This is a genomic window from Caballeronia novacaledonica (assembly GCF_900258035.1).
GTDB lineage: Bacteria > Pseudomonadota > Gammaproteobacteria > Burkholderiales > Burkholderiaceae > Caballeronia > Caballeronia novacaledonica.
The window spans coordinates 1-25,832 of record NZ_OGTP01000033.1; the positions used below are offsets into that span (position 1 = coordinate 1).

General features: G+C 59.3%; 7 protein-coding genes and 1 pseudogene. 6 read left to right on the forward strand and 2 right to left on the reverse strand.

Annotated features, from left to right (window positions below):
• Window positions 1-119 precede the first annotated feature (119 nt).
• The 6 genes and pseudogenes from NOV72_RS29180 to NOV72_RS29210 form a co-directional block, all read left to right on the forward strand.
• Window positions 120-818, forward strand: a pseudogene (locus tag NOV72_RS29180) (PDDEXK nuclease domain-containing protein); the annotation flags it as partial.
• Window positions 819-1,549: 731 nt separating this feature from the next.
• Window positions 1,550-1,855: a hypothetical protein gene (locus tag NOV72_RS29190; RefSeq protein ID WP_106858003.1), complete on the forward strand. Its 306-nt coding sequence runs from the start codon at window positions 1,550-1,552 to the stop codon at window positions 1,853-1,855.
• A gap of 162 nt (window positions 1,856-2,017) precedes the next feature.
• On the forward strand, window positions 2,018-4,375 hold the full coding sequence (locus NOV72_RS29195) for a tetratricopeptide repeat protein (RefSeq protein WP_106858004.1): 2,358 nt from the start codon (window positions 2,018-2,020) through the stop codon (window positions 4,373-4,375).
• Between the two features lie 3 nt (window positions 4,376-4,378).
• Window positions 4,379-4,771, forward strand: coding sequence for a hypothetical protein (locus NOV72_RS29200; RefSeq protein ID WP_106858005.1), 393 nt, complete (start codon window positions 4,379-4,381; stop codon window positions 4,769-4,771).
• A gap of 362 nt (window positions 4,772-5,133) precedes the next feature.
• The gene (locus NOV72_RS29205) at window positions 5,134-12,414 is read left to right on the forward strand and encodes a SpvB/TcaC N-terminal domain-containing protein (protein ID WP_181291185.1); all 7,281 of its coding nucleotides are present in this window, start codon (window positions 5,134-5,136) and stop codon (window positions 12,412-12,414) included.
• 265 nt (window positions 12,415-12,679) lie between these two features.
• Window positions 12,680-21,874 carry a Tc toxin subunit A-related protein gene (locus tag NOV72_RS29210; protein WP_146150061.1) on the forward strand — a complete coding sequence of 3,065 codons (9,195 nt, stop codon included), beginning with the start codon at window positions 12,680-12,682 and terminating at the stop codon, window positions 21,872-21,874.
• A gap of 513 nt (window positions 21,875-22,387) precedes the next feature.
• Here the strand turns inward: NOV72_RS29210 and NOV72_RS29215 are convergent.
• Both NOV72_RS29215 and NOV72_RS29220 read right to left on the reverse strand, forming a co-directional pair.
• Window positions 22,388-23,116 (reverse strand): HD-GYP domain-containing protein, encoded by a 729-nt coding sequence (locus NOV72_RS29215; protein WP_106858008.1) that lies wholly within the window; start codon window positions 23,114-23,116, stop codon window positions 22,388-22,390.
• A 2-nt stretch (window positions 23,117-23,118) separates the two neighbouring features.
• Window positions 23,119-25,707 (reverse strand): autotransporter outer membrane beta-barrel domain-containing protein, encoded by a 2,589-nt coding sequence (locus tag NOV72_RS29220; RefSeq protein WP_181291186.1) that lies wholly within the window; start codon window positions 25,705-25,707, stop codon window positions 23,119-23,121.
• Window positions 25,708-25,832: the final 125 nt, after the last annotated feature.

The window sequence follows — 25,832 nt, forward strand, 5'->3', positions numbered from 1 at the left end:
TCTGGCTGTCTGTGAACTTCGACTTCTTCATTGCGTAGAACTCCCTTTGCTGGAAATTCTACTTCTGATCCCGCTTACTGGACGGGCGGATTACCATGCGACGGACGCGATCGCCTGAAGAGCGCTCGTTCTATGAAGGTGAAGCGCTGCGTGGCGGGTGGAGCGTGAGACAACTCGAACGCCAGATCGGCAGCCAGTTTTACACACGCACGTTGATGTCCAAGGATAAGCGCGCAATGCTCGAAAAGGGCGTCGTCGCAAATCCGGGCGACACAATGAAGCCTGAAGAAGCGATCAAGGACCCTTATGTTCTTGAGTTCCTTGACCTGAAGGATGAGTATTCGGAAAGCGACCTCGAAGACGCCCTGATCCACCGGCTCGAGGATTTCTTGCTTGAGCTGGGTGGCGATTTCACATTTGTAGGGCGGCAGCGAAGGTTGCGCATCGGCGACAGCTGGTTTCGCGTAGACCTGCTCTTTTTTCATCGACGACTGCGCTGTCTCGTGATCATCGATCTCAAACTGACCGAGCTGAATCATGCAGATGTCGGTCAGATGCATATGTACTGCAATTACGCGAAGGAACACTGGACACTGCCCGGCGAGAACCCGCCGGTCGGCCTGATTCTGTGTGCAAGAACCAACGAGGCGATCGCACGCTATGCGCTCGACGGCCTGCCCAACAAGGTGCTGGCTGCGGAGTACCACACGGTCCTTCCTGACGAAAAATTGCTTGCAGAGGAATTGGCGAAAACTCGTCGCGAATGGGAAGCGCAACATCCCGTCCTGCCAGACGGAAGCGTGCGCTTGCGCGATTGAGAGACCGGGAAGCCAAGTCGTGATTTGCTCGTTACTCTCCAACGCATTAGTCTTCGGTCGGCTTGTCGGCCTTTGCCGTCATTCGAGCATCGGCATTGGTCAGGCGGCTGACCGCCGCTTTCCGGCCGTTCGCACGTCAGCCTGTCTCGAATGACCGGTCACGCCGTCCGTCAATGCGAACTCGCGACCCTAAGCGGACTATTGACCCGGGGAGAGACGAGTGACTCTTGATGGAACAGTACCGGACATCCGCACGAAAACGACCGCGACGGCGCATGCAATCGTGTAATGACCAGACGATGACGATTGCAGATGACGCTGATGACGGGGACGTTATTCACGCGCAGTGCCGCTATTGCGGCGGGCGTAATAAGTAGTTTGCCGAGATGAAACAAGGGTTTGAGGCGCGTGGCCTGATTTATGATCGGATTCTCCTGAAGATGGGCGAGCACGCCCCTCCGGGAGCGAGCCGGATGCGTGCTGACGAGAAAGGCAAGGGAGCCGGCAACATACGCCGGCGCGCAGGTGGATCTAGGACGTGTTACGGCTTGCGGTTGCCTAAAGCCGGTGGCATGGGCCTGCCAAGTGAGGCGAGAAGCATCCCAGCATTGGTGTAAAGCGCAGGCAGAATGCCTGCAGCACCGGGCATCGACGCAAGCGAATGGGCCAGTTCGTGCCTGAGGTATACCGTAGTGCCATGGCCGTCCTTCGACTACGAATCGGAGCGGTACATGGAAGCGTTTCGCGCCGTGTCACTGCAGACTGTCGAACATCCTATCGCCCTGCATCGCGTGGTCAGAACTAGGCGCAGTCCTCTCATTGGTGGTCGAGAGAAGCATGTCATCAATCTGCGCATACCGAAGTACGTTGCCGACGCTGACGATCCGGAACACGGTATCAGTGTAGAGGCGAGTATCTGGACCCGACATGCGGACTGGTTCGACGACATCGCCGAAGGGGACGAGTTCGTCGTTCTGGGCATGTGGAAGGCGGAGGTCGGACAGGTGCAATGGCCTCTCCTGTCGGACTCGGTTTGAAGTTTCCGCAACACACGAATGACACCAGTTTCATCAGATCGCAACGGCTTGGTGGATCAAGCCGGCATAACGTCTTGAAAATCGCTCGCTGGTCCGAGTTTTCTCTTCTATAGTTTCGAACTAGCGCTATTTTTGATCCGGTCGGGAGTACGGGGGCGGAACATGCAGGACGCGAGCATCGTTGGCGCGGGCAACTCGGTCGTGCAGATCGTGGGCGACGGCAACACCGTCACGGCGGGTTGTCCGCATCTAACGCTCACGCGCTACGTCGCGCGGCGGCAGATTCGGCAGGATCTGGATCGACTCAGTCCGTACACGCGCTCGACGCCGCTGCTCGGTCGGGAGATGGAACTGGCCAGTTTGCATACGTTCCTGAATGATTTGCGCGCGATGTCGGCCCGCGTCCTCATCGGCGGCGGGGGTAGCGGCAAGACCCGGCTCGCGCTGGAGTTGTGCGAGCAGGCGAGCAGCGACGGCTGGAATGCGGGCTTTGTCACGCGCACGGAGCTGCATCGGTTCTTCGGTCAGCAAAATCTCAGCGACTGGGGTTGGCAGAATCCGACGCTGATCGTGGTGGACTACGCGGCTGAACACGCTGAGCTATTGAGCAAGTGGCTCGATGAGCTCACTGACCGTGCGGTGCCGCCAAAACACGTGCTGCGACTGCTGCTGCTCGAACGCCACGCGACTACCGAGACGGGCTGGTGGACTACGGTATTCGCCTCGGGCGGGTGGGGCGTGACCAGCAAGCGTGCGTTGCTGGACCCATCTGAGCCAGTATCGATTCGGCCGATCACGAGGGTCGGTGACCGCCTAGCATTACTCGACAACATGCTGGCGCAGGCGAGTCCGGATCGGTTGATCGACCTGCCGATGCATGACGACGCCTTTCGCGACAAGCTGATGCAACTCGCGTGGGGCGGCGATCCACTGTTCCTGATGATGGGCGCGTTCGAAATGATCAAGGTCGGTCACGCGAGTGCGCTGGCGCTCGGACGGATCGATCTTGCCGATGCGCTCGCCAAGCGCGAGATTGATCGGTTGCAGCAATTGGCGCAGCCACGCTCGCTCGATCCGGCTTTGGTGCAACATCTAGCTGCCTGCGTCACGCTCGCGCAGGGCATGAGCCGCGAGGACTTTGAGCGCTTTGCGTCGAGCGAGAAAGCCGCCATCAACCGCCCCAGCGGCGGCGACCCTGCCGTGCTGGCCGACCTGTTGGAACTAGCGCTGCCGCGCATCAATGGCATTGCACCCCTGCTGCCCGACTTGATTGGCGAAGCGCTGGTCATGCGTACGATGCGGCAAGACGCAGGGGCATTGGCCGTGCTGCGTTGTCATGCGGCCTTCGGCCGGCCGGTGACCGAGTCGGTTATCCGCTGCGCACAGGACTTCGCGCAGCACTCGCGCGCTCCACTTCATTGGCTCGAAGGCATCATCGACGCGCTTGGCGAAAACTGCACTGAGCTCGCCGCGCTAGACGCGAGCCTGCCGATGGATAGCGTGGTTCTGCGAGATGTGAATCTGCGCGTGGCCGAACGGGTGCACGCGCTGTGCACAGCGGGGGAGGAGGCGTTGCCATACCGGCGCGCTGCTTCGTTAAGTGGGCTGGCCATCAGGCTAGCGTTGGTGGGGCAGCGCGAGCGCGCCTTGCAGGCAGCGCATGAAGAGGTCGAGCTCTACCGCGCGCTCGCCGCCGAGCACCCCGACGCGTTTCGGCCGGATCTAGCGCTGTCGCTGAACAACCTTGCCAATCGGCTCAGTGAGTTGGGGCGGCAAGAGCCCGCCTTGCCGATCGCGCAGGAAGCGTTCGAACTCTATCGGGAGCTCGCTACCGAGCGCCCCGACGTGTTCGGGCCGGATCTGGCGATGTCGCTGAACAACTTGGCCAACCGGCTCAGTGAGCTTGGGCGGCACGAGCCCGCCTTGCCGGTTGCTCAGGAAGCGGTCGCGCTCTATCGGAAGTTCGCCGCCCAGCGTCTCGACATGTTCGGGTCGGATCTGGCGATGTCGCTGAACAACCTTGCCCTCAGGCTCAATGGGCTAGGGAGGCACGAGCCCGCTGTGCCGATCGCGCGGGAAGCGGTCGAGCTCTATCGCGTGCTCGCCGCCGAGCGCCCCGACGTGTTCGGGTCGGATCTGGCGATGTCGCTGAACAACCTTGCCCTCGGGCTCATTCAGCTGGGGCAGCACGAGCCCGCCTTGCAGACCGCGCAGCAAGCGGCCGAGCTTTACCGCACGCTCGCCACCGAGCGGCCCGAGGTGTTCCGGCCGGCTCTGGCGACCTCACTGTTCGTATTGTCGCTTGAGACCCGTGAGGTTTATGACGCTGTGTCCGCATTGCCGGTTGCCCGTGAAGCCGTTGCCACCCTTGCGCCCGCGCTTTTGCACCTGCCAGATGCTCATGCGCGCTTGATGGGGGCGCTGCTCGACTACTATCTTCAGCTCTGTGAGTCTTCCGGGCGAGGACCCGACGCTGAGCTTATCGCACCGCTAATGCCGTACTTCACTGACGAGGAGTAAATCATGTTAGATGCCACAACTCTAACCGCGCTCTCTTCATCGGCCGTCGGGCTGCTGACACCGCTGCTCAAGAAAGCCGTTGAAAAAGGTGCTGAGGAGCTTGGCAAGTCTTCAGCGAGCACGCTGTTCGATAGCCTCAAGCAGCGGCTGAGCCGCCAAGGGGCGAAGGAAGCACTGGATGATTTGGCCGAGCAACCCGATAACCCTGATGCGCAGGGCGCCTTGAAGATGCAACTGCGCAAGGCGCTCCTGGAAGACTCAGAGCTCGTCTCGTTCCTGAAGCAGTGGATAAGCGAATCGCAGACTGCGACGGGCATCAGCCAGAGTGCAAACGTATCGGGTAACGACAACAAGGTCGCTCAGATCGGCGGCTCCGGCAACACGGTGAGCCAGTAGATCAAGCCGAAGGGGCGATGATGCGGCAGGACGCGAGCATCGCTTCGATCGCGGGTGCCCCGAAGCCTGATTTCGTCAACAATGCGGGGAAGTGTTGCGCTCCAACACTTCCCCGCCACGGATTTTTGTCCGGTTTTCGGCGGGGTAGCAGCGAGACAGGACCGAGTGCGCCACTCATTAAGAAAAATCAGATATCCGGCCCGTGCTATTTGAGGGAATCCAAACGGTTCCCTTGCATTTCGCCTTCTTGCTACCTATCTTTGGAGTGAAACGGAAAAGGGCATCAAACGGCATTACCAAGTTTTTAAGCCGGACTCGATACAGTCATTGCGAGAACGGTTTCTGCGCAAGGGAGAATGCCGATGGGAGATGCTGCTTCCAGTGTCATCGTGCTGCCCAAAGGCGGCGGTGCCTTGCACGATATTGGTGAAAAGTTCTCGCCTGATCTCCATACAGGTACCGGCAATTTTACGGTTCCGATCGCTGTCCCTCCGGGACGCAACGGCCTTCAACCTCAACTGAACCTGGTCTACAGCACAGGTCATGGCAACGGCCCATACGGGCTCGGCTGGAATCTGGAGATACCCGGTGTTGTCCGCAAGACTTCCAGGCGTGTACCTCGTTACGATGACTCAAAAGACGTTTTCATCCTGTCCGGGGCGGAAGACCTGGTTCAGGTGAGCAAGGACGGAGCAACTGCCTTCTATCGTCCCCGTACCGAAGGCTTGTTCGCAGAGATTTTCTACCACCACGACGTAGTCAACGCTTATTGGAAAGTCAGGAGCAGAGACGGTCTAGTGAGTTTTTACGGCACCGAGGCATCGCTCGGTCACGACCCGGCGGTTATCGCGCATCCATCTGTCCGCAAGGATGTCTTTGCCTGGAAGCTCACGCGTACCGAGGATCCGTTCGGCAACCGCATTGAATACGATTACGAGCGCGATAGCGGCCAGGAAGGACCGCATCAATGGGATCAGAATTACCTGAACCAAATCCGCTATGCAGATTATCTGGATGGCGGCGTGCGCAAATTCCTGGTCTCAGTGACGTTCGAGTACGAAGAACGCGTCAAACTTGATCCATTTTCCGAATATCGATCCGGCTTCGAGATCCGCACCCGCAAACGATGCGTCCGCATTGTCGTTCGCACCCATGCCGGAACGGATCGGGACGTCCGATCCTACGATTTCATCTATCTCGATCAGCGCCCGGAACTCAGTGCCGCGCTCCCCATAAATGGGGTTTCCCTGCTCTCTCTTGTTAAGGTCACCGGGCACGACGACGCCAGGACGGAAATGCTGCCGCCGCTCGAATTTAAGTACACCCGTTTCGAGCCAGAAAAACGCGGATTCTTCCCCCTCCAGGGATTAGACTTACCGGCACAATCGCTGGCAAATCCCGATCTTGAGCTTGTAGACCTCTTCGGCAACGGGCTGCCCGATTTCGTCCAGATGAATGGGACGATGCGCTATTGGCGCAATCTCGGTAATGGCCGCTTCGACTTGCCGCGGTTCATGCACGACGCGCCCGCCGGCGTCGCGCTGGCCGACTCCGGTGTGCAATTGATCGATGCAAACGGCGACGGTCGCACCGATCTTCTGGTTACCTCTCCCTCGCAGTCTGGATACTTTCCGCTCCGCTTCGGCGGCCAGTGGGATCGAAGATCCTTCCAGCGTTTTCGACAAGGGCCCAGCTTCAATCTCGAAGATCCCGAGGTCAAGCTCGTCGATCTGGACGGCGATGGCGTTACCGATGCGATACGCTCGGGGAGTCGTCTGGAATGCTTTTTTAACGACCCAATAGAAGGCTGGAAGAATACGCGCTGGGTGGAACGACAATCGCTCGAAATATTCCCCGACGTCAACTTCTCCGATCCGCACGTCAAATGGGCTGACATGACGGGTGACGCCCTTCAGGATATCGTCCTGGTCCACGACGGTAGCGTCGATTACTGGCCCAACCTGGGCTATGGAAACTGGGGGAAACGGCTCCGTATGGAGAATAGTCCGCGGTTTCCCAATGGCTACGACCCCAAACGCGTCCTGATCGGCGATGTGGACGGAGACGGCTTGGCGGACATGGTCTACGTCGGAGATACCGAGATCATTTTATGGATCAACCAAAGTGGCAACCGGTGGTCCGATGCGATTACCATTTCAGGTACGCCCCGGGTCTCCAATTTGGATGCCGTACGCCTTGTCGACATTCTCGGCACGGGAATCAGTGGCGTGCTGTGGAGTCGCGACGCGAGTGGATCGACCCGCGATCACCTGTTCTTTCACGATTTCACACACGGCCTCAAGCCCTATCTCCTGGGCGAGATGGATAACCACATCGGCGCGGTGACGAAGGTCGAGTACGCATCTTCAATACGTTCCTATCTGGACGATCAGGAGCGCCCCGAAACACGATGGAAAACGAGCTTGCCATTCCCGGTTTATGTCGTTTCTCGCGTCGAAGTCATCGACTATTTTTCTAAAGGCAAGCTCAATACTGAATACCATTATCACAACGGCCACTGGGATGGCGCTGAATATGAGTTTCGCGGCTTCGGGATGGTGGAACAGCTTGATACCGAGTCTTTTCAAAAGTATGACAGCGACGGGCTTCATGGCGCAGCAGCCTTGTTCGCCAAAGTCGATCGGCAATACTTCTCTCCTCCCACATGCAGCAAAACGTGGTTTCACCAGGGACCGGTCGGAGACGAATTCGGCGACTGGCAGGAGCTCGATTGGTCGGACCAGTACTGGAAAGCGGATCCGCAACTCCTCAGGCACACGGAAACCGTCAACCAGTTCCTCAAGTGCTGGCCATTGACGCCCGATGGTCGCCGCGTCAAACGCGATGCGTTGCGCACTCTGCGTGGCAGCGTTCTACGTACCGAACTATATGCGCTCGATGGATCAGACCGGGAAGATCGCCCTTATACGGTATCTGAATCGAGCTATGGGTTGATCGAAATTGAGCCTCCGGCGGCCTTCGATACGCAACGCCTGCATGTGTTCTACCCGTATCAGACTGGTCACCGTGTCACCCAGTGGGAACGCGGCGACGACCCAATGACGCAGTTCTCCTTCACCCGTTACACCGACGATGCAGGCGCGTTTGACCGGTTTGGCAGAGCGCTCGCGCAAACGCAGATCGCATGTCCACGGGGCTGGCGCACGATGGACGACAAATCCGTCGATCCTTATTTGGCTACGCGTACACGCACCCTTTATGCGACGCCCAATGACGCCAAGACCTATATCCATAGCCGCGTCGCCAAGGCGACCACCTATGAAATTGCAAACACTTCCGGCAAAGCCGTCACCGAACTGCCCGCCCTCAAGGATTCGAGCGGCGACTTGAAGCTGATCGGACAAACGCTCAACTATTACGACGGAAATGCCTTCGATGGCTTGCCGTCCGGTCAAATCGGCAGGTTTGGCGCCGCTACCCGGACGGAAGGCCTGGCTTTCACCGATGACATTCTGCAACAAGCCTATGGTACAGAGATCCCGCCATATCTGGAGCCTACCGGCAACCCCGCCTGGACATCCGAATATCCGGCGGAGTTCCGAACGCTCTTGCCCCAGCGAGCCGGATACATCTTCCACACCGGGAGCGCAGATCCCGCCGACCTAAAAGGCTATTTCATCATTTCCAACCGACGTCGCTTTGATTTTCAAACTGATCCATCCGGTGTGGGGCGCGGCCTGGTGCTGGAAACGCTGGATCCACTGCACGACGAGACGGTTGACCCAACCAGACACCGGACGCTCATCGCTTACGATGAGTATGAGCTTCTCCCAAAGCAGGTGACCGATGCCGCTGGCTTGACGTTGCAGGCCACTTACGATTACCGCGTTCTGCAACCAAGCGAGGTCACGGATCACAACGACAATAAGAGTCGCTTTACCTTTTCGCCGTTGGGGCTCCTCGAAAATACCTTTGTTTTAGGTAAGACACCCACCGAGGGTGATCAAGGCCGCCCCAGCGTGCGCATGGAGTATGGGTTTCTTGCCTACGATACCAGTCCCGCTGCAAACCGTCAGCCGGTCTTCGTCCGTTGCATCCGTCAGATACACCACGACACCGAAAGCGATGTCCCCCAGCCTGAGCGCGACGACACGATCACCACAGTCAAATACTCGGATGGTTTCGGGCGCTTACTGCAGACGCGTACCCAAGGTGAGGAAGTGCGGTTTGGCGATGTGCACTTCGGTGGCGGCGAAACCGTGCTCCCTGCAAACCAGGATGACGGTGCAGGTGGCGATGTACTCGGTCAGCGGAACGTGGACACCGCGAAACCGAATGTCGTTGTCAGCGGCTGGCAAATTTACGACAACAAAGGCCAGGTGGTCGCGAAATATGAGCCATTCTTTTCCGAAGGTTGGAAATACGGGAGTCCCGAAGACAGCCGATTGGGTCAAAAAGGAATGATGTTCTATGACCCGCGCGGCCATGTCACCCGTACTTTGAATCCCGATGGTTCGGAGCACCTGGCAATTTACGGCGTACCGGGCACCATCGCTGTGTCTGATCTGAACAACCCGGACAGATTCGAACCGACTCCCTGGGAAGCCTATACCTATGATGCCAACGACAACGCCGGACGTACCCATCCTGTGGAATCGGCAGCCTACCAACACCATTGGAACACTCCATCGAGCATCGTTGTTGATGCCTTGGGGCGCACGGTCAAAGCGGTCGAGCGCAACCGGGATGCGCCTGCGGGAGGCGCTCTTCCTCCGATCCAGGAATCGGTTACCTGCAGGACGTACGATATTCGCGGCAACGTCTTGACAATATTCGATGCGCTCGGGCGGAGAGCGTTCCATGACCACATCTACGATTACGCAAACCGCCAGCTCCGGATCGAGAGCATCGACGCCGGGATGCGGCAAACATTGATGGATGCGGCAGGAGGCTTGGTCGAGCAGCGCGACAGCAAGGGTGCCCTGATCCTGTCTGCATACGACAACTTGAACCGCCCAATCCGGTTGTGGTCACGGGACGGCGAAGGGCAGAAACTGGGCTTACGCGAGCGGCTCGAATACGGTGACGACGGCGGCCCGGGTCAACCTGCGGCAGACCGGGCAAACAACCGGGCTACGAATCGTTTGGGCCGGCTGTTGCATCACTATGACGAGGCGGGGCTCCTCACCTGCGAGTCATATGACTTCAAGGGTAACCTGCAGGAGAAGACACGGCGCGTCGTGAGCGACGTGGCAATCCTCGGGGTGTTCAGTGGTCCGCCGGTGGGATGGGAGGTTGAAGCCTTCCGCGTAGACTGGGATATCCCTGGCTCCGTACCCCTTGAGGACAACGCTTATGCTTCCGCCGTCAATTACGACGCGCTTAATCGTGCGAAAGTCTTGACTTATCCGGAGGATGTCGAAAGCAAGCGGCGAAAGCTCATTCCCCATTACAATCGCGCCGGAGTGCTAGATAGCGTAGCGCTGGACGGCAAAGCGTTCGTCGAACGCATTGCTTACAACGCCAAGCGCCAGCGTGTACAGATCGCTTATGGCAACGGCATCATGACCCGGCATGCATATGACGCAAGGACTTTCCGCCTGCTGCGCCTGTGCTCAGAGACTTTCAGCAAAACGGCGGATCTCACTTATCGCCAAACCAATCTTCCGCTCCAGGAATTCGCCTACCAGTATGACCTCGTTGGCAATATCCTCAGCATTCGAGACCGGACACCAGGCTGCGGTATCAACGGCTCCGCGGCGGGACTTGATGTCTTGGACCGCGAGTTCCAATATGACGCCTTCTATCGCTTGCGGTCGGCCACCGGCCGCGAGTGCGATCGCCCGCCGGATTTTCCTTGGGAAGGTGCACCGCGCTGCACCGATCTAACGAAAACGCGGAGCTATACCGAACTGTATCGATACGATGCGGTGGGCAATATCGAACAGATAAAGCATCTTGCAAACGGCGCCGGGTTTACTCGCGATCTCGTTCCAGTTTCTGGGAATAACCGACTGAGCAAGCTGAACGTTGGCGCGACCACCTTCGACTATCGATACGACGCTAATGGCAATACGACAGCGGAAACCGCCTCGCGCCATTTCGAATGGGACCATGCCGATCGGATACGGATCTTCTGCGTTCAGATGGCCGGCAGCGAACCGTCAGTGCATGCACATTATCTTTATGACGCGGGCGGACAGCGGGTTAAAAAGTTGGTGCGCAAGCAAGGCGGTCAGGTGGAAGTCACAGTTTATATCGACGGCGTCTTCGAACATCAACGCATCGTTAGAGGCGGCAATGTAGAGCAAAACAATACCCTGCATGTCATGGAAAATCAGAGCCGGATTGCACTGGTTCGGATTGGAAATCCGTTTGCTGGAGATACCACACCTGCAGTCAAGTATCAGGTGAGCGATCACCTGGGCAGCAGTAACCTAGTGATCGACGATTCTGGCAAGTTGGTTAATCGGGAGGAGTTTACGCCCTACGGCGAAACGAGCTTCGGGAACTTTGTACGCAAACAGTATCGGTTTGCGGGGAAGGAGCGGGATGAAGTGAGTGGGCTTTACTATTATGGAGCGCGGTACTACATGCCATGGATCGGCAGGTGGATGAGCTGTGATCCTGCTGGGACTGTTGATGGACTGAATCTATATAACTATGTGCGTTGCAACCCCCTTCGATTGGTCGATCGAGCGGGCACGCAGTCTTCCGACCAGCCGAAAAATTCCACGCAATATCAGTCGCAGAATATTCATGCGACAGGTAACGAGAATTGGGCTAAAGAGCGAAAGAAGCACACGGGAGACGCTAACAGAGCCTGGAGCAGCGCGGCTGACGCTGCGGCTAGTAAGCGTGGTGAACCTGCGCAGGGCAATACAAGTGTTACGGGAAAAGGGGTTGAGGCCCATCACCACGCCGATGTGCAGGCTTCTAAAGAGGCCGGCTTACACCCCGCTATAGCCGGGGAGCCAGAGCGGATGACGGCGGCATATTCTCGCAAAGATCCTGTGATCAAGGGGACGATCGGTGACAAACCGTTTGAAGGAGATACTTTTACTCCCCATAACACTTTCGCGCGAATGGATAAATATGAACAGGACAGGACGGTTGAGATCGCCGGCTTGAAGTCGAATACACCGGCGACAATTGTGGATGCTAGCGGAACGAGTAAGTTTCGCGTGCCTGCAACGAGTGACTATGCTGCAAGAGCAATGGAGAAGTGGGAGGCAGATGCCAGTCACCAACAATCTCCAACCGTCCTTTTACCAACCGCGTCAGGTAGAACGATCACGATGGCGGTCAGTCCTAAGCTTTATGGTACCGTCGTTGCAATGGAGACGCTTCTTAAAGTGGCACCAAAAAGCGTTGGAGTTGCATTCGCACGTGAGGGTATTCGCAATCTTGTGCCTGGCGCATCGGAGCTTGAAGACTTTTTGAGCCACTTTGGTAACCCCGCTGAGATCGCAACTGCACAAGCAGCCCTTCTTTACCTTCGTTCAGTCGCAATGGAATCGCTAACGGCCGCTGGGGTGAAACTTGCCACGATGAAGGCCGCGGTAACCGGAGCACTGACGTCGGTAGCTGAAGCACTATCGTCATTCGGCTCGCGGCTGACAACACCTGCTCCGTTTATTCCAACCAAGATATTAGATTCATTCCGCCCCCAAGGATCGTAAAGAGCAGACGACCACATAACATAATATTGCGCAACGATAATTTGGGCCCCGCGCGCTCAATGTTTCTCCATGGCGCTCGACGATGTTCGCAATGGAGGCTGTCAAAAGGATCTGGTAGTCGCCGAACGAACCGGCCACTAGTTGGCGCGAGTGACCATCGATATTCAGTTAGGCAATCCATGACAATTTACGTGCTTTCATTTCGTATGTCGTTCGCGATCGCGCGTCATGTCCTGGCGTGCCAGGCATATTTAGGAGCGACAGCATGTCGGCACAATTCATTGTCCGTGGAACCATCACCGACCAGCAACTTCATCCGCTCGCGGGCATGGTGGTGCGCGCGTTCGACAAGGATCTGCCGAGCCTTCGGAGTGACGAGTTGCTTGGCGTCGCTACAACGAATCAAGAAGGCGCGTACGAGATCCGCTTTGAGGAAGCGCGCTTTCGCGCCCACGAAGCGGGTCGTGCTGATGTTTACATCCAGGTGCTTGGAGCGGATGGCGCGGTGCTTGGCCGCTCCGACCCGCTGTTCAATCCGGACCGTGAAGTACGCGTCGACCTGATGGTCGAGGTTGCGGCCCCGAAGCGCCTGTCCGAGTATGAGCAACTGCTCACGCTGATCGGGCCGCTGATTGAGCCAGTCCCACTGGCCGATGTCACTGCGGAAGACATCACCTTCCTGTCCAGGGATGTCGACGCAGAGCGGGTGCGTATCGCGTGGCTCGCAGCTGCAGTGAATCTCGCCAGTCAGACGGGTGTTCCGGCTCCGGCATTCTACGGTTGGGCCCGCGCAGAGCAGCCGAATCCATCCGCTTGGCGCGATGTCGCTGACAGCCAGGACCGCTCCACGCTAGACAAGGCACTGCAGACCATCCTGAAGGATCTCGCGACCGTCTCGCGCGACCTGCTCGTTCGGGCGCTCCTCGCCTCGATTAGCGACAACATCATCCCTGCCATCGTGCGTAAGCAGCTCGACGAGATCGTTGCGAACGCCGTCCGCGCGTCGTTGACAGCGTATCAGGTGGTTGCACGTCTGTGCGAGGAGCAAAGCGGCGCGCCACTCACCGGTCGCGTGGTGCGTGTCCTGGACATGGAGTCGCCAGGGAAACCGGAAGAGATCGGCCGTGAAACGACGGACGCCCAAGGTCTCTTCGTAATCGAATTCCGGGCCGATAACGCGAATGACCAGGAGGCCGCGCGCCGTCTGCGATTGATGGTTCCCGACGAAGCGGGCAATGACTTCTGGTCGACCGAGCTACGGCTGGTCGCCAACCGCGCGGACATACTTGAGATCCGCATGCCTGCTCCTCCTAAGCCCGAGCGGGAGCAGCACACTCTCGAAAGACTCGTCGGGACCGCGCAGATTGAGGTCCCGGCTGATCTGCTGCAGTTCCTGGCTGGACGCGACATCCGAACACTGGGCGACATCCGGCGTGCTGGCGGTTTGCGGGAAATTGATGGCTTACCCGTCGCGCAGGACGCCGCCGCTGTACGCACGCTCGACGCCCATGCGGATCTTAGCCGTATTTCAGACGATGTAGTCGCCAACTCGAAGCTCATCGCAAGGGGATTCAGCAGCGTCGCTGACATTGCGCGCGCTCCGATGCAGGAGTTCGTCAGTGCCGTTCACGACGTTGTCGGGGACTTCCCTGCCGCCAGGATGCAGGTGGCTGCGAGCGCACAGACCGGCTTCCTCAAGCACGTTCTGACGGGCTTTTCCGCTGAACAGGCGAATGGTTTCCACATAGCCGGTCCTGACGGCGTGGACGCGGCTGTGGCGCTTCCCGAGCAATGCGGATGTGACGACTGCGAGGCTGCTGTCAGTCCGGCGGCGTACCTCGCAGATCTGGTGGGCTATGCTTCAACTCACCTGAAGGAGAGCGGTGCCGCAACGAACTTTGCGTATCTGACGAACACGTTCCATCAGCCGTTCGGCGATTTGCCGACGGATTGCGAGGCTGTTGGGCAGCTTCTCAGGCAGGTTCGCCTTTGCATCGAATCACTTCGGGCTTACACCGCTGCCCACCCGCTCGGGGCGGCCGACGCTTCGAAACTCGAATCTGCGACAGGTACTTATCTGCTGTCGGCTTATGAACTTATCCTCACGCGGTTCGGCACCTCGTATGAGGAGATCCGCCTTGCGCGAAGCGCATCGGATGATGAGCGCCACGCGCTTGCGGAACGGCTCGCCATTGATCTGACCGAGCCCCGTCCGGATCCTGTCGCTACGGAAGGTGACGAACTCGACCAGATGTTCCTGGACCCAAAGGCTGCGCTTGGTGATCCACACGCGATGACCGAGCTCGCGCTTGAGCGGCTGTTCGGGCTGGTCGATACGACGCGCGACGTGCTCTCCGACGGAGTGAAGATCGGCGACGGCGGCGCACCTCCCGTGCTCGCGCACTGGCGCTTCTCAGGTTTCATCTGGTCGCACAACACAGACGCAGAAGGCATGCTGCACCTCACGGTCAAAAACTTCATAACCAGCATGGTCGAGTCGCAGGTCGAAGTGTACCGGGACAGCGCACGCACGAGCCTGGTTGCAGCCGGAACGGCAAAAGTGCTCACTGGCGACCGCTCCGTGTGGCTGAGTCCGAGAAACGCGAGCGGGCTGTCCGGCGCAGTCACGGTCGCGGGCACCCTCGCGAACAACACGGCGATCTCCGTAGCACTGGTTCCGAACCTGCTGCGGTGGCGCCTGCGAAATCTGCGCACAATCTGGCGGGGTCAGGACTTCATCGTCGACATCTACTCGCCGGATTACCTGCCGGCGGACGACCGGCGACCAGTGCTGGAGCCGGACGTGATCGGTCCGGATGATTTTCGCCGGCCGGACGCCGCTTCGCCGCCATTTGCGCTGTGGCGCAAGCGCCGCCTGTGGGTCGACCAGCGACTGACAGACCTTGCCGCAAAGACGAAGACAGTCGTCGTAGACGGCGTCGCAATGACTGTTCCGAACCTCGATAAAGTGCTGGCGACCATGTTCGCGCCGATCGCCTATGACGCTACATCCATCACACCCTGGCTGGCCGCCACACCTGTCTCCGAGTTCAATGCCCTCGGTGATGTTCTCGAGCGCGGTTCGACTACAGACATCGTCGCTACGAAGGAACGCCTGGCACGAGATCTCAACGTTGAGCCGGACGCATTCGCGCTACTTCAACGCATCAGGGCAAAGCAGCGCCAATGGGAAGTCGATCCGAAGAGCGAGAAAGTGCAGGCGGACGAATGGAGCGATACATTTTCACTTCTGGTCAACGCGCAGAAGCGTCGCTTCTATGCCGCGTGGTTGGCGGAAGAGCAAGCGGCTTCGCTGCGTTTCGGACCAGAAGACTTCTGGCGCGCGCAACGCGAGCCGCCAGCCGGCGCATGGCCTCCGCTTCGCACGGTTGGGCATCCGCTGATTGATCCCGATGAGCTCAAGCTCACCGATCTGCCCGAGCTTACTGTCGGCAAGGAGTCGATTCAGCTTTGGCATTTACGTCACGATGCGCTCATTGCTGAGACCGCTGCAATCAGAACAGAGCGCGAGAACAATGGCTTCGACTCGATGCTTCGTCGCGCACTCGGACACCCGGCTCCAGGAGATCCGCTGCAGTACGATTTCGCGACGATCCGCACGGACCTCGCAAGCTCAGACGGGGCGGTCGTGGCGGCGGCTACCTCCAAGGTTGTCAACGACCTGTTTCTCACGGTCGAGCGCTTCAATCGTGTCATGACGATGAAGGACCAGGCCGCGCCGGCTTCGCCGCGAACGCCTACCGGTGCCGAGTGGAACGATCTGTACGCGTTGCTGACGACGGCGCACAAGGCGAAGCATCTCTACCCGCAGTGGGTCACGGAAGAAGAGACGACGGGAAGGTCGGCCGAGTATTGGCGGGCACTTAAGGCCGCACTTCCTCGTATGCGCGCGACCGCCGAACAAAGGTCGGTTTGGGAGCAGGGACTCGCGGCGAGAAGTCGACCCTCGATTGTCGACCCTGACCTGATGGACACAATCGCGTTCAATGGGCTGGGTGCGGAGGCTGCTTTCACGCTATGGCAGGTCCGGCATGACTGGGTAGCGAACACCATTGCAGACCTCGACGCGAAGCCAAAGACGCTTGCCGGATTCGATTCGATCGTCGAAGGCGCCCTTGCCACTCCGATGGCTGATCTGCTTGCGCTGGATACCAGCCGGGTCGCGGGCCAAGCGGTCCAGTGGCGGCTGGACCAGCTGTCGCTGAGCAACGCCGCCTTTGCATACCTGCTGAAAATCCGCGCATTGCTGGCGGCGGGCCAGCCCGTGATAGCGGACGAATGGGACGGCATTCACTCGATCCTGTTGCAGGTAATGAAGAGCCGCCTCACGGCACAGTGGCGTGATGAAGAGCGGCTCGCGGGTGTCATCCTTTCGCCGGACTTCTTTGTCGCACCCGATGCATTACCCGCGCAGCCCGCTGCTGCCGCTTTGCGTTGGCGCTTCGACCTCGACACCCGATTTAACTGGCTTGATACGCTGCAGGCCCGTGTGGACCAGGATCACAGCACCCTCGCCTCATACCAGGATGTTCTGAGCGCCGTTGAGGAAATTGTGCTTCCGACGCTACGCGACGCGCTCATAGTCGCAACCGGAGAGGGTGCCGATCTGGAAACGAAGGCTGCGTGGCTTACCGATCGACTGCTGATCGATGCTAAGGCAGGCGGTTGTCAGAAGACAACCCGCATCTCACAGGCCATTGAAACATTGCAAATACTGCTGTTTTCCGCGCGCAGCGGCCAGTCCACGGTGCTCCAGAACATGAAGCTCACGCTTGATGCACCGGATTTTGACGAAGAGTGGCGCTGGATCGGTTCTTATGCCACATGGCGAGCGGCAATGTTCGTCACCATGTATCCTGAAAATATCGCTGCTGGCAACCTGCGGCGACGGCAGACACCGGCCTTTCGCCGACTGGTCAAGTCCGTGCGCGACGCGCGCCAGCTTACCAGCGAACAGGCCTGCTCTCTGGCGGCCGAGTACGCGACTTACTACGAAGACATCGCCAGGCTGGCCATCGGCGCGACGGCGCAAGCCACCGTCACTCAGCGAAGCGGCAGCCAGTGCGTGCCCGGTGCGATCACACGCAAGCCGCTCGTCTTTCTGTTCGGACGCGGCGGGATATCCAACAGTCTTTACTGGTCCACCTTCGATCCAGCAGACACCAGCGGTTCCGCGCAGAGCTTCTGGGATACAGTGCCCGGAGTTTCAACTATCTCGAGTGTTAGCGGCATAGCGGTGTACGAACGCTCCCCGACCGAGCGGCATGTCTTTGTCTTCATCCGAACCGCCGACTACAAGCTGCAGTTCCTTACGTTCGATCTCGAAACCGGCAACTGGGATGGTCCAACCGATCTCGCACTGCCTCCGGGTGATCCGCGCTCAATCGAGGTAGTGGTCGACCAAAATGGCGATTTTTGGTACATGCCGAGGCTCGCTCTTCGCTCCGGTGGAGACGGTTCCATCTATTGCAGAGATTTCGCTCCGGATGGGAGCGGGTGGCAGGAAGGTGACTGGAAGATCTTTCGGCTTGATCCCTCGTTCTATGATTTGGGTGGGGGGAACGCCCTCAGTGGGGTCGATCGGCTCTATGCCATGCGTGACGGCTTTCTTATCTTTGGCAAAGGCGGACGATTCTGGGAGACAGCTCCGATGTCGTCTCCGGACGACTCGTTCGTCCTCCACCCTTACCCTTCCAGTACCGACAAGGGTTCTTTCGTCGGCGCGTTATATTGGGGTAAGGCAAAAAATGGGTGGAACCGCTACATAGTGATCAAGCAGGCAGATCATACAATGTACGAAGACTTCAATACACCAAAGCTGTCGGACGGGGCGTGGTCTCTAGACGGTCTTTCAGTCATCGCACCGAACTCTGGATACGTCGACTACTCATCGTACGCGTATCAACGTAGGAACGATTTCACCCTAATCGGGTTCAAAAGCGACGTGACGCGAGAGCAGGACGGGGTATACCTACGTCTGATCAGGCTGGAGGAGATTCTGTCAGACGCTCCGATAGTCTCGACGACGTATCGGATCGCGCCTCGCGTACTCTCTGTGGGTCAGTTTCTGATCCCGTCGCGAATCGAAGGCGCCGAGGCTGACGTCCGCCGAAACATGGTGAAGTTTGTTTTAACGGCCACCAGCGATAGCGCCACCAATCGCACCTACGTGGAAGAAGCATATTACTTTGTTCCAATGCTGCTTTGCGATGGATTGCAGCGCGCGGGCGAATACCGCGCAGCGCTCGATATGGTCCGCACCGTGCTGGACTACACCAGCCCGCCGGGACGACAGAAGATTTACTACGGCCTCGTTCAGGAAGAGTCGCTGCCGGAAGTCTACAAGCGCGGCACCGACTGGCTTCTCGATCCGCTTGATCCTCACGCCATTGCTGCCAGTCGGCGACTGACGTACACGCGATTCACGCTGCTGACCATCGCGAAGCTGCTTCGCGATTACGCAGACGATGAGTTTACTCGCGACACCGCTGAGAGCGTGCCGCGGGCGCGCACACTTTATCTTGCCGAGCTGGCGGTTCTCAGCCTCCCCGAGTTGCATCAGCAACTCGGAGGATGCGACGACCTGGTTGGCGAGATCGAGATTCCACTCGGACCCGCTGCGCCCATCAAGGCGTCGATCGGTATTGCCGCGCTGACCTCCGAACTGCGCCGATTCAGGGATGCCGGCTCACTCGCAGCGCTAGTCCCGAAGGTAAAATCGGTAATCGCGGAAGACTCCAGCTGGGACGACAAGCTTGCGAACGCGCGCAAGCTGGTGGAAGAAGCGACGGTTTCGCAGCCGTCCCCCTTGACGATCGCGAAGCTACTGGAAACCCATGAGGCGGCAAGCACCCGTGCTTACGCGGGTCTCCTGACTTCACGCATCGTCAGTGAGGCGGTGGAGGCGGTGGGCATGCAAGCCAGCGCGCAGTTGGCAGGAACCGTTGCCGCAGCGGCCGGGACAACGCCGTCAGCGCTCGAGACAAGCAAGGCGGAATTGCCCTGGCTGCGCAGAGGCCGGCCCTCCACTGCGGCAAACGATGTGGACTTCGTGCTTTCGCCCACACTCGACCCCATTGCGCCTAAGGACAGTCCATCGCTCGCGGGACTGTTTCGGCCGGGCCCACGTGTAGTTGTTCTCGCGCCCGGCCTTGTTGTCCCCGCCCCTGCGGCGCCCACATCTGTCCCAGTTCCGCTACTGCCGTCTAATCCGGTCAAGCCGACGGTGACTCCATCGCTCGCGTTCTGTGTGCCGCCCAATCCTGTCCTCACGGCCCTTCGACTACACGCCGAGCTGAATCTGTCCAAGATTCGCACTTGCCGGAACATTGCAGGCATGAAGCGCGAACTCGAGCCGTATGTCGCACCGACCGACACGGTGACGGGATTGCCGACCATCGGAGCAAACGGGCAGCTCGTCTTGTCGGGAACCAATGTCTTACGACCAACGATCTACCGCTACCCGACCTTGATCCAGCGCGCCAAAGACCTCGCCGGCACTTCCCAGCAGTTCGAATCCGCGATGTTAGCCGCCATCGAAAAAGGAGCTGCCGAAGCCTACACCGAGATGAAGGCTCGACAGGATCTCGAACTAGCGCAGGCTGGAGTGCAGCTTGAGGTGCTAAAGATCAAGCAGGCGAACGACGGTGTGACGCTTGCGTCCCTGCAGCAGCAACGTGCGCAAATCCAGCTCGCTCATTATCAGAAGCTGCTGGATGAGGGTCAGCTTGAACTCGAGAATGAGGCTATCGACCTGCTTCGCGACGTGGCTTCCCTGCAATCATCAGCCGCAGCACAAAGCGTCTTAGCGGCTGTGGCGTACAGCACAGCCGCTGGTGCTGCTGCCGCATCACCCGCGCCTGGCTCCGCCTCCAGCGCGGCGTCTGCCATCGGCAGCGCCTTCCAGGCTTTGGGCGGAGACTTGTCATCGCTCGCAAGCAGCCGTTCAACTCAAGCGCAGATTTCACTGACCCTTGCGAGTTTCGAACGTCGCAAGCAAGAGTGGGAATTCTCGGCCGCACTCGCCCGTCAGGACGTGGACATCGGCGGACAGCAGGTGACGCTGGCTAACGATACGGTGGAGATTGCAAAACAGGAGAAAGTGATCGCAGAGACGCGTAACACGCAGGCGAAAGACACAGTAGCTTTCCTTGCTAACAAATTCGCGAACGTGGAACTGTACGACTGGATGAGCGAGGTCCTTGAAGGCGTCTACAGTTACTTTCTGAAGCAGGCGACGTCCATTGCGCGCGTTGCCGAAGATCAGCTTGCCTTCGAAAGGCAGGAGCCAACGGCCGGCTTCATCCAGAGCGATTACTGGCAGGCTCCAGTCGACAGCATGCCGACCGACAATTTGCAGGCGGCACCGGTGGACCGGCGCGGGCTGACTGGTTCCGCACGACTGCTCCAGGATATCTACCGGCTTGACCAGTACGCCTTTGATACCAACAAGCTCAAGCTGCAGTTGTCGAAGACCGTATCGCTTGCGTTGAATGCGCCCACGGAATTCCAGCGGTTTCGTGAGACGGGTGTCATGACCTTTGCGACGCCGATGCTGATGTTCGATCGGGATTTTCCCGGCCACTACGTTCGCCTGATCCGTCGCGTGCGGGTGTCGGTGGTTGCACTGATTCCGCCTATAGACGGCATTCACGCGACGCTTTCGAGTGCAGGCGTATCTCGTGTGGTTACCGGGCCTGACATCTTCCAGACGGTTCCGGTTCGTCGGGATCCGGAGCAGGTTGCGCTCACGTCGCCGATGAACGCGAGTGGCGTATTCGACCTCGATGCGCAGAGTTCCAGCATGCTGATGCCGTTTGAAGGCTGCGGCGTCGACACGAACTGGGAATTGCGAATGCCTAAGGCGGCAAATTTTTTCGACTACCTGACGCTGGCAGACGTGCTGTTCACGATCGACTTTACTGCCCTGCCGAGCTCGGACTACGCTCAGCAGGTGATCCAGTCATTGCGTCAATCGACGAGCGGCGATCGTCCGTTTAGTTTCCGGAATCAGTTCGCCGACCAGTGGTACGACCTGCATAACCCGGCTCAGACTTCCACGCCGATGGTGGTGAAGTTCCGCACGCTGCTGGACGACTTCCCGCCGAATGTGGACGCCCTCAGGATTCAGCATTTGGCTTTGTGCTTTGCGCGCCAGGACGGTAAGCTATTCGAGGTCGCGGTGGCCGGGCTGCGATTCGTCGAGGAAGGGAACGTGGGCGCGGTAGGCGGGGCCGCCACCACAATTGATGGAATCGTAAGCACGCGTCGGGGAAACGCCGGCAGCTGGATATCGATCGTCGGCAGGAAACCCTTCGGTGAATGGGAGCTGTCGCTTCCCGACACCGAGGAAATGAGAGGCCGTTTTGCGACGGGAGACATCGAAGACATTCTGCTGGTCGTTACGTATTCCGGCCGGACTCGCGACTGGCCGTCGTGAGCCTCCATCGACGCTTGTCAAAAGTCTGCTCACACGCGCCGCCTGCAAGCTGATGGGGCGGACGTGAGCAGGCGTCTAACAACCTTGGACATGAACTGCCGTACCGCCGGACCAACTCTGTACCGAATGTCGCGTATAGAGTTGCGAAGCCGACGTTCGAATGTCCGCGTTAGAGCATGGGCCAATGACCGGAGATGGCCGATTGCACGATTTCGACGAGTGTCCCCTGGCCGGGCGTTGGAATCCCAAGCGGCCGCTTACCTGCGGGTTGTTCGAACGCGTACTCCCGGCCATCAGTTGCCGTTCGCGCAACACTGACTGCCGTCATTCCAATGGCCGGTCTACTTCGAAATCTGCCGGATACCCGTTGGAAGCTTGTCGGCCTCAGCTGACGTTCGGTGACAGGAGGGATGCGTCGACTGTCGCCCGGTTTTCTCAGGCTTGAGGCGGGGCGAGCGGAATACCACCGCGATTTATCGTCTGTGCAGACACCGCGCGCCTCTGTGCACACGGCTAGCGGAATTGACGAACTTCAACATTCGCCACGCACTCCTCCTGGGGAACACACCATGCCGAACTCTTGAGTTCTAGCTCGTGTTCAATCGAAAGGAAAATCTCCACAAGTGAAGGATCAAATGCACTCCCTGCTTCGGCTTCTATGATCCCGCACGCGTGGCTGTGGCTGCAGGCAGATTTGTACGGCCTGGGGGTCACGATAACGTCATAGCAGTCGACTATCGCCATCATGCGTGCTGCCAGCGGAATCGCTCGGCCGACTAGCGCATGGGCGTATCCGTGGCCGTCCCATCGTTCGTGATGGAGCGCGGCCACTTCAAGTGCCCACCGCAATGCAGGTTCAGGTACACGCATGACCCGTAAGGCTCGACGCGCCAGTACACGGCCCAAGGTGACATGAGACTGAACGATGGTTCGCTCGTCTGCGGTCAATTGGCGGGGTGCAAGTAGCAGTTCGGCAGGGACGCATAGTTTTCCGATGTCATGGTAGACGGCCGCGAAGACGAGGTTGTTCACTTCGATGGGAAGGCCGGTACAGTCGCGTACTGCTTTCGCAAAGGCACCCATGTAAAGACCGCATCGGAGTCCGTGCTCGAACATTTCAATTGCCGCTGCGCGACGCCGGGCAGGCAGTTCGTTCAGGCAAGCCGCCCGTGCGTTTGCGATTTCAAGCACTGCAGCCCGCAGAGCCTGGTGCGCCAATCCGAGTTTGCTGACGGTTCCCATGATCAGAATTGGTAGAGGAAGCGCGCCTTGACGCCATGGCTTTGGTTACCCCCCCCGATCTGTCCGCTATACCCGACGCCGACCTTGGCATTCTTCCCGACGATTGCGTCGATGTTTGCCTCAACGACGGCCGCGTTACGTGCGATCGGGACGCCCGTGACGATGTACGGCGCGCTGCCTGCGAACACTATCGCTTGCGCGGGTACGAGCGTACCGTACGCATGACGCCAGCCGAGCGCGCCCGTGGTGGTCAACATGGTCGGGCCGATCGCGAAGTCCGATGCGCCGCGCAGGCCTAACGTCGAGAACGCCGTGTTGCTGCTGCTGCTGGACTGACCAGACAGCGCCCCGGCGCCTCCGCTTTCACGGAACGCATCGGTGTGCAGGTTCACGAGCGCCACGTTAGCAAACGGCTCGATTACAACGGGCCCGGCGCCGAGCTTGTAGCCGACATCGCCAAAGACCTGCGCGGTAGCACCGCCGTAACTACCACGGAGCGCGTCGACATAACCGGGCAGGACGACGGAGCGGTCCATTGCAAGTTGATGCCATGTATAAGCCGCGCCGCCGCGAATGCCGAGCTTGCCCAGGTCGGTTCCTGCATACATGCCGACATGGTAGTTATCGTTGTTCGCGCTGGATGCGCGAGTCTTCAGATCGAGTGTCGAATGGCTGTAACCGCCCATGACGCCGATCGTGACGCCGTCGCGGATCGTGCCATCGGCACCGATGAAGACGCCGCTCACCGACGTGTCTGCCGCCGCGGCGCCGTTGCCGCCGCTCATGCTGCCCCAGTCGCCAAAAGCTTGTGTCCAGACCTCGACGGGCGTGGCGGCGGCAGGTGTCGCGTTGCCGGAACGTGCGGCCTTGTCGCGCAAACGCTGGTTCATCGCGTCGCGCACGAAGCGGCTGTCTTCGATTATCGCGGTTCTGGCGGCTGCGTAGCCCTCGCCGGAAAGCTGGTCGAACGCCTGCGCGGCGCTCGCCGCGCCGGTGGCGCGAGCCACCGATTCGTACGCCGCGTTGCCGAATGTTAGCGTGTCGAGCGCCCGCGCGGTCGCCGCCTGGTTGGCCGTTTGCGCGGCAGCCGCGTATGAGGTGCCGTTGCGGTCGATGATCAGGTTCACGTCGTTCAGTCCATAGCTTAGGCGCGGTGCGAGGAACAGATAGTCGGGGCGATCCCACGTTACCTGCGACGCGTCGAACATCGTGCCGCCGAATCCACCGGAAGCCGTCATGATCAGATAGGGGTGGCCGAGCTTGTAGGCATCGGTTGCGCTGACGCGCACGCCGCCTGCCAGTGTCGCCACGCCGCCGACATCCACGCGGTCGGACGCACCCGCCGCCGTGACTTCGACGCCATACATCGAACTCGGCGACAGCGTCAGATTGCGACCTACGCCGATCACGCCGATTGAATTGCCGGGACTCAGATTGCCACCGCTGAGAAGATCGCCGGCGATGCGCCAGTTGCCGCCCATGTCCGAATGCGCATCCGCGCTGACATTGCCGCCGACTTTGATCGGGTTAGCGACCGAACCGCCTGTTGTGGTCGACTGAACAAGCGCTACGTCTCCGCCAATCTCCGTCGTGTGGGATGGATCGGCGCTAAAGCCTAGCACTGCATTCGATCCGCCGACCGATTGCCCGATCGTCGTGTCGCCCTGGAAGGCGATAACGGCGGGGATATCTACCGTGCCTTTCGCGGACAGCGAGCCGCCAATCTGCGCGCCCGCCGCCACCAGCGTGGGTGTATGCGGGGTGCTGGCGGTCGACACGGCAACGACGTTGCCAGCCGTGCTGCCGATCATCTGGCCGCTCTGGATCAGCTCACCTGAGGCGAGATCCGCCCAGTAGGTTTGAAACGAAGTCACACCGTTGTTGCGTCCCTGCAGATACATCTTCCAGAACTGCTGCGGCAGGCTACCGTCATCGCCGGAGGGGTTGGCCCATGTATAGACCAGCGAGCCGTTGAGGTAATACTCGATCTTGCCCTCGCCGGGAAGCAGCCGCATGTCGATTGCATTCCATGAGCCGTAGTGGATTAGCCCGGCCGTATTAGGCAGATCGACCCAGCCGCTGTCGGGATTGACCGTGGTGTCCCATACCTCGAGTCGTCCGACACCATCCCTGTTGGTGAAACTCATGATCGGCATGGAGGTTTTGCTATCCACGTATTTGCCGCTGGCCACAGTATCCGAAGGCATGGCAGCACCCCACATGCCCGTGCGGACATAATCTGTACCGCTGCCCGTTTGCCAGGCCGGATTGATCCATAGGTCGCCGCCGATGAAGCTGTTGCCAGCGGCCGCATGCGTACTCGTGTTGTAGCCTTGCCAGTTGTAGAACGAATGCACTGACGCGGGCGGGTCGATGCCGAACGTGAGCACGTTGGCGCGGCCCTCGTATTGACCGATATTGGTCAGGTTTCCATACGGTGCCTGTCGGTCGGATGACCAGTCGGACACATTCGTGCTGACGGGATGCGCGACATAACTCGCATCTGTTTGCGCAGGCGCCGGCATGGTGACGGCGCCAAGACTCGCCAGTATGCAGAATGTGAGTGGGCGAAGGTTGAAGCGGGTGTTCATGATGCACTCCTCTGAATTGATTGGGCCGCAAGGACCGGCGAGTTCAGAATAGGAGTGCGACCAGCACCGTTCTATAGGCGAACACTGCGGCTGGCATGGGAGAATACTGCGGCCCATCTGGACCG

Excerpts from the sequence above, each read along its gene's own strand:
- NOV72_RS29220 (WP_181291186.1), bottom strand. The coding sequence starts at position 25,707 with ATGAACACCCGCTTCAACCTTCGCCCACTCACATTCTGCATACTGGCG.
- NOV72_RS29195 (WP_106858004.1), top strand. The coding sequence starts at position 2,018 with ATGCAGGACGCGAGCATCGTTGGCGCGGGCAACTCGGTCGTGCAGATC.
- NOV72_RS29190 (WP_106858003.1), top strand. The coding sequence starts at position 1,550 with ATGGAAGCGTTTCGCGCCGTGTCACTGCAGACTGTCGAACATCCTATC.
- NOV72_RS29200 (WP_106858005.1), top strand. The coding sequence starts at position 4,379 with ATGTTAGATGCCACAACTCTAACCGCGCTCTCTTCATCGGCCGTCGGG.
- NOV72_RS29210 (WP_146150061.1), top strand. The coding sequence starts at position 12,680 with ATGTCGGCACAATTCATTGTCCGTGGAACCATCACCGACCAGCAACTT.
- NOV72_RS29215 (WP_106858008.1), bottom strand. The coding sequence starts at position 23,116 with ATGGGAACCGTCAGCAAACTCGGATTGGCGCACCAGGCTCTGCGGGCT.
- NOV72_RS29205 (WP_181291185.1), top strand. The coding sequence starts at position 5,134 with ATGGGAGATGCTGCTTCCAGTGTCATCGTGCTGCCCAAAGGCGGCGGT.